The 15,358-nt window shown below is 55.2% G+C and carries 14 protein-coding genes; 5 read left to right on the top strand and 9 right to left on the bottom strand.

What is annotated here, in order from left to right:
• Nucleotides 1-136 (top strand): transposase domain-containing protein (locus BUE18_RS26325; protein WP_139264820.1); only part of this gene is annotated, 136 nt, incomplete at its 5' end.
• A gap of 118 nt (nucleotides 137-254) precedes the next feature.
• On the opposite strand, the gene BUE18_RS26320 is transcribed toward BUE18_RS26325, so the two are convergent.
• The gene (locus BUE18_RS26320; protein ID WP_073479114.1) at nucleotides 255-2,219 is read right to left on the bottom strand and encodes a peptidase U32 family protein; all 1,965 of its coding nucleotides are present in this window, start codon (nucleotides 2,217-2,219) and stop codon (nucleotides 255-257) included.
• A gap of 273 nt (nucleotides 2,220-2,492) precedes the next feature.
• On the opposite strand from BUE18_RS26320, the gene BUE18_RS26315 reads away from it, so the two are divergent.
• Together BUE18_RS26315 and BUE18_RS26310 are read left to right on the top strand one after the other, a co-directional pair.
• On the top strand, nucleotides 2,493-2,912 hold the full coding sequence (locus BUE18_RS26315; RefSeq protein ID WP_073479113.1) for a PilZ domain-containing protein: 420 nt from the start codon (nucleotides 2,493-2,495) through the stop codon (nucleotides 2,910-2,912).
• Nucleotides 2,913-2,962: 50 nt separating this feature from the next.
• On the top strand, nucleotides 2,963-3,640 hold the full coding sequence (locus tag BUE18_RS26310; protein ID WP_073479115.1) for a DUF554 domain-containing protein: 678 nt from the start codon (nucleotides 2,963-2,965) through the stop codon (nucleotides 3,638-3,640).
• Here BUE18_RS26310 and BUE18_RS26305 read toward each other — a convergent pair.
• Entirely contained in the window at nucleotides 3,637-5,853 is a 2,217-nt protein-coding gene (locus tag BUE18_RS26305; protein ID WP_170868481.1) for a cyclic nucleotide-binding domain-containing protein, read from the bottom strand. The two genes, BUE18_RS26310 and BUE18_RS26305, sit on opposite strands and share 4 nt — an antisense overlap.
• Nucleotides 5,854-6,180: 327 nt before the next feature.
• Between BUE18_RS26305 and BUE18_RS26300 the strand changes: the two genes are divergently transcribed.
• Nucleotides 6,181-7,395 (top strand): GGDEF domain-containing protein, encoded by a 1,215-nt coding sequence (locus BUE18_RS26300; protein ID WP_073479111.1) that lies wholly within the window; start codon nucleotides 6,181-6,183, stop codon nucleotides 7,393-7,395.
• Nucleotides 7,396-7,541: 146 nt separating this feature from the next.
• Here BUE18_RS26300 and BUE18_RS26295 read toward each other — a convergent pair whose 3' ends face one another.
• The 6 genes from BUE18_RS26295 to BUE18_RS26270 all read right to left on the bottom strand — a co-directional run bounded on the left by BUE18_RS26295 (nucleotide 7,542) and on the right by BUE18_RS26270 (nucleotide 13,575).
• A complete protein-coding gene (locus BUE18_RS26295; RefSeq protein ID WP_073479110.1) occupies nucleotides 7,542-8,564 on the bottom strand; it encodes a 4Fe-4S binding protein in 1,023 nt (340 codons plus the stop codon).
• Nucleotides 8,565-8,711: 147 nt separating this feature from the next.
• Nucleotides 8,712-9,413 carry an ABC transporter ATP-binding protein gene (locus BUE18_RS26290; RefSeq protein WP_073479109.1) on the bottom strand — a complete coding sequence of 234 codons (702 nt, stop codon included), beginning with the start codon at nucleotides 9,411-9,413 and terminating at the stop codon, nucleotides 8,712-8,714.
• A 2-nt stretch (nucleotides 9,414-9,415) separates the two neighbouring features.
• Nucleotides 9,416-10,162, bottom strand: a complete 747-nt coding sequence (locus BUE18_RS26285) for an ABC transporter ATP-binding protein (protein WP_073479108.1) — start codon at nucleotides 10,160-10,162, stop codon at nucleotides 9,416-9,418.
• The gene (locus tag BUE18_RS26280) at nucleotides 10,159-11,136 is read right to left on the bottom strand and encodes a branched-chain amino acid ABC transporter permease (RefSeq protein ID WP_073479107.1); all 978 of its coding nucleotides are present in this window, start codon (nucleotides 11,134-11,136) and stop codon (nucleotides 10,159-10,161) included. The genes BUE18_RS26285 and BUE18_RS26280 overlap by 4 nt, the downstream gene beginning before the upstream one ends.
• Nucleotides 11,133-12,005, bottom strand: a complete 873-nt coding sequence (locus BUE18_RS26275) for a branched-chain amino acid ABC transporter permease (RefSeq protein WP_073479106.1) — start codon at nucleotides 12,003-12,005, stop codon at nucleotides 11,133-11,135. Before BUE18_RS26275 ends, BUE18_RS26280 begins: the two co-directional genes overlap by 4 nt.
• A gap of 244 nt (nucleotides 12,006-12,249) precedes the next feature.
• Nucleotides 12,250-13,575: an ABC transporter substrate-binding protein gene (locus BUE18_RS26270; RefSeq protein ID WP_073479105.1), complete on the bottom strand. Its 1,326-nt coding sequence runs from the start codon at nucleotides 13,573-13,575 to the stop codon at nucleotides 12,250-12,252.
• Between the two features lie 553 nt (nucleotides 13,576-14,128).
• Here BUE18_RS26270 and BUE18_RS26265 point away from each other — a divergent pair.
• Entirely contained in the window at nucleotides 14,129-14,857 is a 729-nt protein-coding gene (locus BUE18_RS26265) for a MerR family transcriptional regulator (RefSeq protein ID WP_073479104.1), read from the top strand.
• Nucleotides 14,858-15,057: 200 nt separating this feature from the next.
• Here the strand turns inward: BUE18_RS26265 and BUE18_RS26260 are convergent.
• On the bottom strand, nucleotides 15,058-15,358 hold a 301-nt coding region (locus BUE18_RS26260), incomplete at its 5' end, for an IS66 family transposase (protein ID WP_139264968.1).

The following is a 15,358-nucleotide window of genomic DNA, read 5'->3' as shown; positions in this document are numbered from 1 at the left end:
CGAGACGGCCAAGGCCAACGGCCTGGAGCCCTTCGCCTACCTGAAGGTTTTATTTGAAAGACTCCCCCTGGCGACTTGCCGGGAAGACTACCAAGCCCTCCTGCCAACCCCGGATTTTAACCTCTCCAACGATTGATTCTTATCCCTGCCGGGTACTTCTTTGGACGCTTACATTGCACCACTCTAAAAACGTATAAAAGCAAGTAAAAGTTACCGAACATGCCTTGCTTAGCGTTCAAATAGTAATCTGTTAATCACAACAGCTTCAAGTTCCAGTTGATCTGGCTGGTGCGGTTGGCGCGGGGCACTGCCTTGGGCCAGGGCTCGTGCATGGCTACAAACAAGGCATATCCTGCGTTGGCCAGAGTCTTCTTTTCTGCGGACAGGCTCATGGGCCAGCCGGGAAAGACCCAATAGTTCTGGCCGTATTTTCTCACCCACAGGGTTTCGTTCATGGGGCTGGTGATGGCGGTTTCCTCCCGGACGCCTTCCGCGATGGTGCGGGACACGCACAGGGGCCACAAGCCTTCCGTGACGATTCCCAGGGGCAGCGGGCTTTCCCGGGGCAGCCTCAAATAATCCTCCCGGGTGAGTTCCGGGCTTAAAATCACGCCTTTGAAATCCAGCTTTTTCATTTGATTGATAGCAAGAACGTTGCCTGCATTGCAAAAGGGGCCGGCCCATGCGACCAAGGGCTTTTTGGAGGATTTCAAAAAAGCCGCCTGCCAGGGGGCGTTGGCCACGAACTTTCTGGCGCCTTTGGCCAGGGCCTTGCCCACCATGCCGGCGAACCATTCCTCTTCGTTGGGCCAGATCACCGGAGGCAGCCACCACCAAATATCGGAAGTGGACTTTTGGGGAACGCTTTTTAAATTGGCCGAATCCAGCCAAAGGCCGCGGTTGCCGGGAATTCGGCCCTGAGGCGCACGCCTATTCACGTGCATGGTCTGGGTGCGCAGGCGTCCTTTATGGGGCTTGGGCTTGTATACGGAAAACTGGGAAGGCTCGATTTTCGGGCTGGGAAACTTGTCCGTTTTCGCCTGCAATTCCTTGATTTCCTGCATCAACTCCGGCTCTTTCCGGTCGATCAGAAACACGGGCGTGTTGTCCGGCGGCAGGGCCTTTACGGCGGAGCAGGGCAATGGCTTGGCCTTGGGCTGCTTTTTGCGGACCAGGACGGTCTGGTGCCAGGGCTCGTCTTCAAACCCCACGCGCAGCACGTCGCCGCCCAGGAGCTTTTCCCGGCATGATATGGAAAAGCCTTTGCGCTCCCTTTTGGTCCTGCCGATCTGCAGGCCGGAAGCCGTGGATTTTTCCGGCGCCACCGCGCTGATGGGTCTCTGGGGCAGAAAGTTGTATCGGGTTCCCTGGCGGCCCAAGGCTCTTTCCAGCAAGGCCAGGGCTTCCTTTTTCTCCTCGGGGCCGGGGTCGTCCCTAAGCAGTTTGTAGGCTTTGGTTGCGTGATATACGTAATGGGGCCCCTTTTTTCGGCCCTCGATTTTCCAGCCCGCCACCTTGGGGGCTTCGTGCATGATTTTCGCCAGCACGTCCATGCTCAGATCCTGGCAGGAAAAAAGCCGGGCCTTGCCTCCGCCCTGGGAGTACATCCTGCGGCAGGGCTGCACGCAGCGTCCTCTCAGGCTGCTTTTTCCCCCCAGGTAGGTGCTCCAGTAGCATCGGCCGGAAACTCCGTAGCACAAGGCGCCGTGGACGAAGACCTCCAGGGTCATGGAGTCCGGGCAGGCCTGGTCGCATTGCTTGATTTCGTCGATGGAAAGCTCCCGGGGCAGAATCACCCGGCTGATCCCCAGCTTTTCGTGCACCAGGGGCAGGGCTGCGGGGTGGGTGACGTTGGCCAGGGTGGAAAGATGGATTTCTCCGGCGTATCCGGCCTGCCTGGCTGCGGCGGCCACGCCCAAATCCTGGACAATGAGGGCGTCGGGCTTGGCGTAACGGCGTAGCTTGTCCACCTGCCTGCCCACGGCGTTCAGGTCCCCGGATTTGGCCATGACGTTCATGGCAATGTACATGCGCATATTTTTTTCGTCGGCCAGATGCCGCAACTGAGCCAGTTCGGCCATGGAAAAATTTTGTGCAGCCATGCGGGCGGAGAAATGTTTCAGCCCCATGTATACAGCATCGGCGCCTGCCGCCGCGGCGGCCAAAAAGCAGGTTTTATCGCCTGCCGGGGCCAGGATTTCCGGTTTATCGAGAGCCATGGGCTTTCCTTGATTGCAGTCTTAACAGGGCTTTGGAGCCGGCTCGCCCCATGCGTTTCGGCGGCCAAAGCCCAAACTTTTATTTTGTCATAATTGATTCCGGAATAAAAGTTTTTTCCGCGTTTGATGGGGCGGGGTTTACAAAATTGAGTTTTGTCGTGATTTCTTGACAAATTTGCAGTCTGATGTGTTAATGAATTTCTGTTTCACGTTCTTAGGCCCAGAAAAATAGCAGGGGCCGCCTACTATGGGATGAAGAGGGGGAGGCGTCCAATGGCAGCTGAGAAAGGCCGGGAGGAAAGAAGAAAGCATCCGCGTTTCGCAAAAAAGATCAGCATTCAGATAAATGACCGCTCCTTAGGCGTTTTGGATTACGGAAAAAAAGATAGTGGCGCCAGGGCTGCGGAAGTGGTAATGGGGAAGGATATCAGTGAGGGCGGCTTGTGTTTTTTCAGCCGGATTCCTTACGAGGTTAAGGCGGTTCTAGGCCTGATCATACGGATTTCGGACCTGGACCAGGTAAAACGCCGCCTGCCTCTGTACCTGGCGGTTTCCTCCATTCCCATCGCGGCGGAGGGAGAAGTCGTGCGTTGCCAGCCAATGGCTGACGGTTCAGGTTACGAGGTGGGCGTTCGGTTCGTGGACATCTTTGAGGATGATTATAAAATCCTCATGGGAGGCCTGGGCGAATAAGAGGCTTAACAAACGTGCCTCGCCCCGGTTTTTCTTTTTTTGAGGCCAATGTGTTAGGCACTATTGTAAACACCGGGGCGATTCTGGCCGGCAGCTTTGCCGGCATAGCCGCAGGCAAGCGTCTGCCTTCGCGGATTAAAGAAATTCTTATGCAAGGCATGGGGCTTTGCATCATTTATTTGGGAATGAGCATGGCCCTGGAGGGGGAAAACGCCCTGCTAACCGTAGGAGCTGTGCTGCTGGGAGCCGTCACCGGCGAACTGATGCAAATTGAGCGGCTTCTGGAGAAGTTGGCTGAAAAGCTGAAAAACATGATGGGCTCCGCCTCCCCGACTTTTGTGGAAGGTTTTGTGACCGCCTCCGTGATCTACCTCGTAGGCGCCATGATGATTCTCGGCTGCATTGACGACGGCGTCAAGAACGATCCTACCTTGTTGTTCATCAAGTCCATCCTGGACGGCGTGGGCTCCCTGGCGCTGGCTTCCTCTTTGGGGATCGGGGTGGCTTTTTCCGCCCTTTCCGTGTTTGTGGTTCAGGGCGCGCTGACCCTGACGGCGTCACACATGGTCTTTTTGACGGAGCCGGCTGTGCTGGCCTCGCTGACTTCCGTGGGCGGCATCCTGGTCATGGGCATCGGCGTCACTATTCTGGACGTCAAAAGAATACGGACCGCCAACCTACTGCCCGCCATTGTATACGCTGTAATAGGGGGGATGCTTTGGGGCTAATGGCGGGCGCTTTGGGAGAGCTTGAAATCCCATAGGTCTTCCGTCAGCATTTTCCAGCCCTGCAGTTCCTGGACGGCGTATTCATAGCCGGCCTGGAAGATCTTATCCAACAGTTTGAAATCCAGAAGCCCGAAGCCTTCCGTAGGCGGGTAGAAAAAGTGGTCCACCTCTTTTTTGATTTTTCCGGATTGATGGATGCTGGAAAGCAGGATGGTCCGCATCATGATGTCCAAGATGCCGGGAACCTGGATTTTTTTCTTGCGCGGATTAATGCGGCTCCACAGCAAAGACCGGGTTGATGGAATTCCATCCAGGCCTTCGGGCATTTGCAGGTCCTCATCCGGGCTCACGTCCACCAGCATGATAAAACCGCCGTACCGGTTCTTCATGACGTCCGCAGGCAGGTTGTTTATCACCCCGCCGTCCACAAGCAGCCCTCCCCTATGGAAGACGGGCATGAGAATGCCGGGCAGGGATATGCTGGCCCGGACTGCTTTCCATAAAGGGCCGGACTTGTGGACCACCATTTTGGCGTTGGTCAGGTTGGATGAAACGCAAAAAAAGTTCAGCCACAGGTCTTCAATGCGGGCGTCTCCGTATTGGAGCTTTAACTGCCGGTCCAGGATCCTGCTTTTGACCAGGGCCACCAGGGGCAGGGTGTAATCGCCCAGAGGGTTTATATCCACAAAGCCTTTGCGGCATTCCTTCATACGGGTTTGGTGGTCCAGGCCCATGGCCAGAAAGGCTCCCATGATGGCGCCTATGCTGGCGCCGCACACCATGTCTATGGGAATGCCGAATTCCTCCAGGGCCCTGATAACGCCCAAATGGGCGAACCCCCTGGCGCCGCCTCCGCCCAACACAAGTCCCACGGGATTGCCCGAGACGAATCGGGCCACCCGGTCGAAATCCCCGTCCTTATTCCAGCAAAGATGGTGATGCACGTCCACCTGCCGGGGGGCAAGCCAGTGGCGGGTTCCTTGGGGCAGCCTGGAGTCGTCCGGATGGATCAGGACGAGGCTGATTTTCGGGCGGGTCAGATTGTCGGAATCGGCATAGATCTCCCACTCGATTTCCTTGATGGCGGGATTGTCATCCGCGCGCCCGACAACCAGAATATGATCGGCTTGCTGCAGGCAGCGGCTGGACCAATTGGAGGAAGCCTGGTCGCTTTCGTATATGATGAACTGGTATTTGTCTTCCTGCTCGTCCAGCCATGTGGAAAGGCGGTTGTATTTGGGATCCTCGGCCGGAACCTGGCTCATCTCGGGCATGCCCCAATGGCGATCCAAGCGCTGGCTGGACAAATGCAGCACCCTGCCGTATCTGGAAAATGACCGGCTCAAGCGGACCGTGAAATCCGTGAGGGACAGGCCCTGGCTGGCGGGAATGACGGCCACGTTGATCTGGGTGCGCTTTTTATGCCCGGACTCCTCTAGTTTTTTGGTCCGGTCCACAAGCCCGCGCATGAAATGCATGGAAATCCGGGGATACTGGTCGATTATCTTCTCAAAGGCTGCCTTGTTCATCCTGACCAACTGGCTGTCCCGAATGGCGAAAATCGTGGCGTTGCGCGGGGCTTCGGTGATCATGCCCATCTCGCCCACGCATTCCCCCGGCCTAATTACGTTCACGTGCTTTTTTCGGCCCGAAGCGTCTTCCATGACTACGCTTAAACGGCCGTTGGTCAGTATGTAAAAGCAGTCGCTGTGCTCTCCCTGGCTAAAAAGCCTCTCCCCTTTTTTTACGATGACCCATTCCAACTGATTTTTTAGAAATTGAAGTTTCTGCCCGTCCAAATGCCCGAACAAGTGGGGCAGGATGGTCAGAAGCTGGTTTTCCCGCAGCCTTTGCAGAACAATGCGATTGAGTTCGTCGAAAAACTGGGAGCGCCCGGCGGACAGGGGCTCCATGCATTCCCTGCTAATGCACAAAAGTTTGGCGTCTTGCTCCGCTAAAACGCTCGCCGTGCGTTTGCCGCCCGTCAATAGCTGGATCTCCCCCACGGGCTCTCCCGGGCCTATGCGGGCCGCGCAATACTCCCCGCCGTTTTCCGACGCCACCACTACGCGAAGCTCGCCCTCGGCGACAATATACATGGCGTCCCCGGGATCTCCCTGATGAAAGAGGCAGGCGTCCTTGGGCAGGTCCATAAAGGTGCTGTTTTCCAGGATTTCCCCAAGCAGGGAGTCGCTGAAGGTTTCTCGGAACAAGTATGTTTCCCTGAGCGTATTAAGCATTGCGGATTGCGGCGTGTCATTGCTCATTTCGTCCCTCTTTAAGCATGAAGCATTCGTTGGGCCTAAATGATAGCGGGATTGTTGAACCCTTGAAAGTATATCGTAAAATGCCATCTGAATAAAGGGTTTTTTAGATGAATATATTTTCGTTTTGAAAAGGGGTCGCCAACAAGGTCTTAAAGGTGATATCAGTAACCAGAGTATGGACAGACCGTCTTTTACGCCAGGCGTGGTACGCTTTTTGCTTAAAAATTTGCGAGTGTTTATAAATGGGAATTCAAAGAATTAAACGCCAATGCTATGGATCTATCGGAACACGCCGAAATTAAAAATACCTGGGCCGGCTGCATCTTCCGCGTGAAAACAGGCGCACGAGTTAAGGAAGAACTTGGAGCGGATTACCCGGAGTTCGTTGCAGAGCTGATTTACCTGAACTGGATCCGTGGGACGATTTTCGCGCTGCTCTCCTTGTTCGCCTTCGCCCTCATCATGCTTTTCGACCTGCATTATTACCAGGCGGATAAGTGGGAAGTTTCCATAGGCTATCCAATACTGTTTTACTCCCACATGTCCGTCTTTATGCTTTTTACCGCGGGAATCGGCCTGTCCTGGATGAAACGGCCGGAAAAAACGGGGCGGCCTTCCCGTTACCATCAAGTGCTCATCGCGGCGTTTTTGTGGTTGGCCATGTTGAACCTGGTCGCCATTTCCATCGCCGACGTGTTCATAAACGGGTCCATCGCCGCGTACATTGGGGTTGTTTTCTCCCTTGCTGCAATTTTCATTATTTCCAATTGGTTCTGCCTGTTTTTATATCTTTCCAATATGGCTGTCATGGTTTTTTTTGTGAATGTCGCAGCCGCATACACGGGCAAGGATTTCGGCATTCAGCAGATCAACATCGTAACCTTTACGGCGTTCGCCGTTGCGCTTTCCAGGCTGATTTATTACGCTCACATACGGGATTTCAAAAACCGGAAGTTGATTAAACGCCAAAAACACAGGCTATTGGAGCTGTCGGTCAGAGACCACCTCACCAATGTTTTGAATCGCAGGAGTTTTGCGGAAATTTCGGACATGGAGACGGCCAGATCAAAAAGGCATGGCGGGCCGTTGTCTCTGATTATTTTTGATTTTGACAACTTCAAATGCATTAACGACCGGTTTGGGCACAGCGCCGGGGATGCGGTCCTGATTCACTCGGCGGAGCTGATCCAGCAGAACATCCGAAAGACGGACACCTTGTTCCGGTGGGGCGGCGAAGAGTTTATTATTTTGTCGCCGGAAACCACCTTGGAGGATGTGGCGGCCCTGGCCGACAAGCTGAGGCTTTTGATTGAAGCATTTGTTTTTCCCGGCGGCGTAAAAGTCACGGCCAGTTTCGGCGTTGCCCAGTTCGCCCCCGGCGAGTCCATTGAAGACACGGTGCAACGGGCGGACAAAGCCTTGTACCAAGCCAAAGGCGCCGGCCGCAACTGCGTGGAAAAACAGCCGGCGCATTTTTTTTCGTGTTGAGGTTTTTCCGGTGGTGAGCATAACGCCGGCAAGTGCTTCCTGCGAGTTTAATGACCAGTAACAACCCACTGAGTGGTACGCCTTCTGGAGCAATAACTCACCCAGGACGTCCAATCAGGTGGACGCCCCTATTGTTTTCACTGTTTCTATGTGGACCGGATAAACTCCCTGGGCCGGATTTCCTCCAGGATAAGGGCTTCGGCGGGGCAGGTAAGCACGCAATTGCCGCAGCCAAAGCAGGAGTCGGGGTCGACTTTGGGGACCTCGTCCAACTCAATGGCGTGAAACTGGCACCGGTCCACGCAAACGCCGCAGCCCAGGCACTTTTCTTTGTTCAATCTTACGCGAAAACGGGACGGCGCAAAAGCCTCGTACTTGATCTGATTGATCAAAAACAGGCCGGTGCAGCAGCACGAGCAACAGTTGCACAAGGACAGGTCCGACTTGATGTTGTTGCGGGTCATGTGCACCAGGCCCGCCTCCTCCGCCAGCTTGAGCTTCGCCAGGGCTTCCTCTTTGGAGACGGCGGCCCCGATGCCGCGCTCCAGGGCTTCCTCGCCGAAACGATTGATGAGCATGCAGATGTGGGCGTCTTCCGGCGCCGGGCAATCGGGGCTTTTGTTCAAGGTATGGCGGGAGGATCGGCACACGCAGGGCAGGACCACGATTTGCTCGGCGTTTTCCACGATGGCCGCCGCAGACTCAATGTCCAGAACCGTTGACCGGGAATCCACGGTCTTTTCTATGGGGATGGTCCGCAATGCCGGCGGAACCTTGTATTTTCTCCACAGGGGAATGGTTTCCGGCAATTCCTCGCGGATGATGCGGTCCCACATCTCCACCATGGAATAATCGATGCCCGGAGTCAGCAAAACCGCGTCCCGCAGTTCGATGACGCCGGGGTACAGCTCAAAGACTTCCTCGCCCCCGGACAGCCTGTGATTGCGGCATACCGCGCCCATGAATCGCAATTCCTTGATGACCCTTTCCACGTCCTGCGGATGCATGCAGGCCCGGCCTGCAAGATTGTCGATGCTTCCGGGCAGCAGGGAGGCGATGGTCTGCTTCTCCTCCGTGTCAAAAAGGATGGACAGGATTTTTTCCATGGTTGGGGAATTGGGATATCCCAATTTTTTGGCGTATTTTTGCAGACTTTCAGACAGCGGCATTGAATGATCCTTTATATGAAATTGTGCTCAAACAAATAGACCGGGCTTGGCAGCGTCTTTTCGTAATTCAGGCAATTATGGAGGCTTTTCAAAGCTAAGCCCTTGCCCTCGACATCCTCAAACGTCAAACGTAGATTTGACCCCATTTCAGACTTCCAGGAACTCGCTGCGGATGTCCGGGTTCTGCTCCAGGTCCTTGGCTGTGCCTTCGTAGCCGATGTAGGCCTTGCCCATAAGGTAAACGCGATCGGCCAGGGCCAGGGCGGCGTTCAGGTTATGCTCCACCAACAGGATGGAAACGCCTGCGTAGGAAATCTCTTTGATGATGGCGGCCACCTTCTGGACCATGATGGGCGCCAGGCCCTCTGTGGGCTCGTCCACCAGCAAGAGGTCAGGATTGCCCATCAAAGCCCGGGCGATGGACAGCATTTGCTGCTCGCCGCCGGAAAGATAGGCGCCGCTCATGGCTTTGCGTTCATCAAGCACGGGAAAATGGTGGTACACCCGGTCCAGGTCCCAGGCGCCTTCACCGGTCTTGTTTCGGGAGCCTATGAGCAGGTTTTCCTGGATGGACAAATGGGGGAATATGCGCCGCTCTTCCGGCACGTAGCCCATGCCCTGGCGGGCCTTTTTAAAAAGCGAGAGTTTGGTGATGTCCTTGTTTTTAAAGACAATCCTGCCGCTTCTTGGCCTCAAAAGCCCCATGATGGACTTTAAGGTGGTGCTCTTGCCCATGCCGTTGCGGCCCAGAAGAGCCACCGTCTCCCCTTCATGGACCTGCAGGGAAACGCCCTGAAGCACATGGCTGTCTCCGTAAAAGGTATTGATGTCCTTGACTTCCAGCAGCATGATCACACCTCCAAGGTTCCCAGGTAGGCCTGTTTGACGAAGGGGTCGTTCTTGATGACTTCGGGCGCGTCGCAGGCGAGGACCTCGCCGTGGTGCAGCACCGTGATGCGGTCGGCCAGGGAAAAGACCACGTCCATGTCGTGCTCGATGATGACCATGGTTTTGTTTTCCGTCAGTTTGCGGATCAACTCCACCAGGGTCTTGGTTTCGTCCTTGGATATGCCTGCGGTGGGCTCGTCCAGCATGACCAATTGGGGATCCGTGGACAGGGCCAGGCAAATTTCAAGCGCCCGGTTTTTGCCGTAGGAAAGCAGGCCGGCGGGCATGTCCGCCGATTCCGCCAGGTTGCTTTGCTCCAGCAGCAGGTTGGTTTCGTTGGTGATCTTGTGCATTTTGTCGACCTTGGAAAAAGGGTTGAACCGGACCTTTTGCTTGGACAAAATTCCCATGCGGGCGTTCTGAAACACGGTCTGCTTGGCGAAGGTGCTGGTAATCTGGAAAGAGCGGCCCACGCCCATGCGATTGAGCTGGTAAGGCTTCATGCCGGAAATTTCCCTGCCCTGAAACTTGATGCTGCCCGAAGACGGCTTGTAGCTGCCGGTGATGACGTTGAACAAGGTGGTCTTGCCGGCGCCGTTGGGGCCGATGACCGCATGGCGTTCGCCTTCCCGGATTTCCAGGTTCACGCCGTTCAATACCTTATGCCCGCTATAGTCGAACAGGAGGTCTTTGGTCTCCAGGATATTCATGATAAAGTCCTCCTTTTAAACCATTTTCGATAGACCCCATCCCAGATTCCCATGATTCCGCCGGGGGCGAATTTAATCATAAGAATCAGCACCAGCCCGTTGAACAAGGCGATGCGATCCGTGTATCTGAGGAGGAATTCCTCCAGGATGGTCAGCAGGCCGGCGCCGATGATGGGGCCGGTAAAACTGGAAACCCCGCCTATGATGGTCATGATGATGGGATTGAACGAGGTGAAAAGACCCAGGACGCCGTCCGTGGAAACCATGTTCTGGAACAAGGCGTAGATGGCCCCGGCCGCGCCTGCAAATCCCCCGGACACGATGAAGACCAGGGATTTGACCGAAGGGACGTGGAAGCCCAGATAGTCCACCCGGTTGTCGTTATCCCGAATGCTTATCATGACGCTGCCGATGGGAGTTTTGGTAAACCGCCATATAAGCAGGATGCAGCCCCCAAGCACGGTAATGGCGAAATAGTAGAAATTGACGGGGTCGGTCATGTCTATTCCCCCGGTGAAGGGTATTTTCAAATCCGGGACGGGAAAGCCGCCCAGGCCGTCGGCGCCGCCGGTCACTTCGCGAAACTTCAGGCACACAATGTACATGAGCTGCCCAAAGGCCAGGGTCAGCATGGAAAAGGCCGTGCCGCTCAGCCTGACCAAAAGCGGACTGACAATGACCGCGCACACGACAGCCCCTAACACTCCCAAAAGCAGGGCCATGGAAATGGGCAGGTTGTCTATGTGCTTGAGGCTCAGGGCCGTGGTATAGGCGCCCAGCCCGAAAAACATGGCGTGGCCGAAGCTCAAAAGGCCGGTGTATCCCAGCATGAGGTTCAAACTGACTGCAAACAGGGCCATGATGGCGAATCCGATAAAAATATTGGTGTTCAATACGCCCATGACCTTGGGAAAGGCGATGAGAAGGCCTATTAGAATGATCGCCGCAAGGGTTTTGATCCAGATCTTTGTCATTCTCTTTCTCCAAACAGTCCCTTGGGCTTAAAGGACAGTACAAGAACCATAAACACAAACATCAGAACCGGCGCGATCCTGGGCAGAAACTGGATGCCGAAGGAATTGAGCAGGCCGAAAAACAGGGCCGACACAAAGGCGCCCAAAAGGCTGCCGAAGCCCCCCACCACGACCACCACAAAGGCGTCCATGCCCATCTGGTCGGCCATGCCCGGAAAAACCGACAACAGGGGGGAGATCGCCACGCCCGCCACGCCCGCCAGCCAGGTTCCCGCTGCAAAAACCATCATAAAGACCAGAGGCATGTTGATGCCCAGGGCCTCCACCATTTCAGCGTCCGAAACTCCGGCCCGGATGATCATGCCCATTTTGGTTTTGAACAAAAAGAGGACCAGAAGCCCCAGGATCGCCAGCGCCAGAAAGATGACGAACAGTCTGTAAAGGGGGTATTGCAATCCGAAAATATTCACCATGCCGGCCAGTGCGGAAGGCACGCTGATCATATGGCTGTCCGTGCCCCAGAACACCTGCACGGCCTCCATGATAACCATCATGACTCCGACAGTGAGGATCAGCTCTCCGATATGCCCCGAGGCGTGGATGCCCCGAAGCAGGAACCGCTCCACCATGACCCCGATTACGGCTGTAATTATGGGCGCCGCAAGCAGGGCGAGCCAAAAATTCCCGCCCATATGGATGACGGAAACGCAAAAATAGGCCGACAGCATGAAAAACGAAGCGTGGGCCAGGTTGAGAATCCCCATCATGCCGAAAATCAAGGTAAGGCCGGAAGCCACCAGGAAAAGCAGCATTCCATAAGCCAGACCATGCATGATCTGCCCCACGTACATGGCGGTTGTTGCGTCCATAAGTCCTAATCCTCCCGGTCGTATATCAAAGCCGACCGCGGCCATATATAGTAAGGAACAATTTAAGCCAGGATCAGGGCGCAGGAAGGACGCTTCATGGGCGAGGGAAGGCGTTCAGCGTCCACCCATGGAGTTCCGGCGCGATGCGGCGGTGCAGTCGTCGGCGGACCGGGTCTTCGTGCGTCCGATCCTGACGCCCTGCCTGGACGGATGCGCCGCTCCCCAGGGGAGCGGCGCAAGTCGGCTATTTTTTACACCTGTCCAGGCCTTCGGGAAGCGGCGGTTCCACCACGTAAGAAGGAACGGTGACGATTTTATCGATGTACGAGAAATTATCGAACCACTTGGCGGGGTGGCTGAACTCGCTCACATAGGTGTCCCGGACGGTCACATGGTCGCAGGCCCGCATTTCCAGAACCCCGGCGAAGGAATTGTACTTATCCCCTTCCCAGGTTGCGATGATTTTTTCCGGATCCGTGGAGCCGGCGCGCTCCACCACGTCCATCATCCAATAAGTGGTGTTGATGGCGCTGGCCACAACGCCCAGGGGCCAGACATAGAGGGAGCTGTTGTAGGGCTCCTCCCATTTGGAGTCGTGAAGGTGATTCCAGACCTTGTTGAGCTCCCGCGTGCGGGGATCCATGTCGTTAATCATGTACTGGTTGGCGTTGACCAGGCCGGCCGAGCCCTCTACGCCCACCACGCCCAGGGTGATGGGGTCGTCCATATACATATTGGCGAAAGGCAGGTTCAGGCCGGAATCCCGGCTTTGCTTCAAGAGGTTCACGGAGTCGGGCATCCAGTCGCCGGAGAAAATGACCTCCGCGCCGGAAGCCTTGATTTTTTCCAGGTAAGGCGCGAAATCCTTGGTGAACAGGGGATGGTAATCCTCGCCCACGATTTCCGCGTCCGGACGGAATTCCTTCAAGTACCCCTTGAACTTTTCAGCCAGGGCGTGGCCGAAGGAGTAGTCCTGGCACAGGATGTAGAATTTTTTCTCAGGCCGTTTGGCGTAGAAATAGGCCAGGCTCTTGGCCGCCTGGCTGGTGGTCCAGGGCGTGTGAAAGGTGTAGCGGTTGAAATTTTCCGCGTCCATGAGAGAGTCGGATATGGACAAGGCGCTGACGTAGATTTTCTTGTATTTGGCGGCCGTCTGCTGGCAAACCAAAGAGATATGGCTGCCGGTGCTGCCCCACAACAAATCCACCTTGTCGCCCAGGATCAGCCTTTCCGCCGCTTTTTTGGCGTTGATGGGCTTGCTCATGGTGTCGCCCTTGATGATTTCGATTTTCTTGAGCTTGCCGTCCACCATGACGCCGCCCTGCTTGTTCAGGTCGTGAGCCACCCAGTGAAGCGCAATGTGGTAAAGCTCTCCGTTCATGGCCGCAGGGCCGGAAAAAGGATTCAAATGCCCTATCTTAATGGTGTCCCCCTTGGGAACCACGGGGTTGCTGGGGTCGAAATCCGCCATACGATCCATGAGGGCGTCGGAAGCCCATGCCGAAGTAACCAGCATTCCCAGGACTAACAACGTAAGCACCCCCCTGAGCAGGAAAAAACATCTTTTCATTCACGTTCTCCTTTTTACTAATGCGTTGTCTTGATTGCGGCCTACCCATGGAGGCGCGCGTTTTTCATCCTCTATCTTCCAGCCCCCGGGCCCCCTTGCGGCCCCGGGCGGGATTTCATTGCGGCGCCGAACGCTTAGGCGTTCGGCCCCGAACCGGCCTGGACGCACACGCAGGAGAACGGTGTTGCACATAAAAGCCCAGCCAGTGTTGTCTGCTGATTTTGCTGAAGCATGATTTCCCCCTTGAGCGAGCCGGCCGGTTGGGCCTGATTCGGTTTGATTTGTGTTTTGGTTTTAAGGGCGGCGCCCTGATTGGGCTTTAAGGCTTGGCCCCGGCCCTTTGCGTGCGCCGCTGAAACCCGTATAGCATACAGTGCACCATACGTAAAGCGTATATGACGCTATATAGTTTAATCGTAAATATATCAAAATGTTTTGTCAATGGAATTCAATATATCCCTTGACAACCATAATTATCGGGACTAAACTAACCCGCATGAATGACAGGATTTTTCCAAGAATAAAAAACCCTTGAACCCACCCGGACAACGCTATGAAAATCGGCCATCTGGTGAAAATGACCGGGGTCCCCAAACAGACCATCCACTTTTACATGCGGGAAGGCCTGCTCCGGAAACCCCGGAAAAGCGGCGTGAACAACGCGGAATACACCCAGGCCCACCTGGATCAGCTTTTGCTCATCAAAGACCTGCGGGACAACTTTTTCCTGCCCATCCCGGAAATCAAAAAAATCCTGAAAAACCGCAAAAGCCAGTCCCCCCTGGACCAGGCTATGGTGGACCGGCGGGCCAAGTACTTCCGGCCCATGGATCAATTGGTCAACATTGAAATCCGCGGCAGGGAGCGCTTTATCAAAGCCTCGGGAATGAGCCCCAAATGGCTGACTAAAATGGAGAAGTGGGGGGTGGTGAGCCCCAAAAAAGAGGGAGAGGAGTTGGTATACTCCCACGATGACCTGAATATCGCCCGCCTCATTTCCGACATGGACGACCTGGGCTTCGGCCCCCAACACGGATACGACCCTCAAGACTTGAAAATCGTGGCGGATTTTGTCCAGAACTTCATCATGTCCAACGACAACCGCTACATGGCCGCCAACCTGGAAAAATTCTCCAACCCTGAACACACGGAGGAGTGCCGTGAGTTCATCGAGGTCATGAGCCTGTTTTTCTACCACACCTACCGCAAACAGGTCCGGGAGAAATACTTCATGCTCACCAACCAACAGAAAGAGCCTTCCCAGGAGCCCACATCCACTTAAAAAGAAAGAGTCACAACAGGCGGGCCGCAGGTCGCGTCATGCAAATCTTATTGATGGCCTTTGCATTAAAAGAAACTGTCTCGCCGCACCTGCATCCAAAACATCGAGCGCCCATAAGCAAAGGGCCCGTCATTTTCCGTGTACGGCAAGAGAACGGGATTAACGTAAGCGTCCAAAGAAGTACCCGGCAGGGATAAGAATCAATCGTTGGAGAGGTTAAAATCCGGGGTTGGCAGGAGGGCTTGGTAGTCTTCCCGGCAAGTCGCCAGGGGGAGTCTTTCAAATAAAACCTTCAGGTAGGCGAAGGGCTCCAGGCCGTTGGCCTTGGCCGTCTCGGTCAGGCTGAAGAACAACGCGCTGGCCTCCGCTCCTCTGGGCGATCCCGCAAATAACCAGTTCTTCCGGCCCACCACAAAAGGCCGAATCGCGTTTTCCGCCGCATTATTGTCCGGCTTCAGATATCCCTCTTCCAGGTATACGCCCAAATATTCCCACTGGTTC

The sequence above is a fragment of the Desulfatibacillum alkenivorans DSM 16219 genome, assembly GCF_900142135.1.
GTDB lineage: Bacteria > Desulfobacterota > Desulfobacteria > Desulfobacterales > Desulfatibacillaceae > Desulfatibacillum > Desulfatibacillum alkenivorans.
The sequence above is the reverse complement of the archived record's forward strand: the minus strand, read 5'-3'. Positions and strand labels throughout refer to the sequence as shown.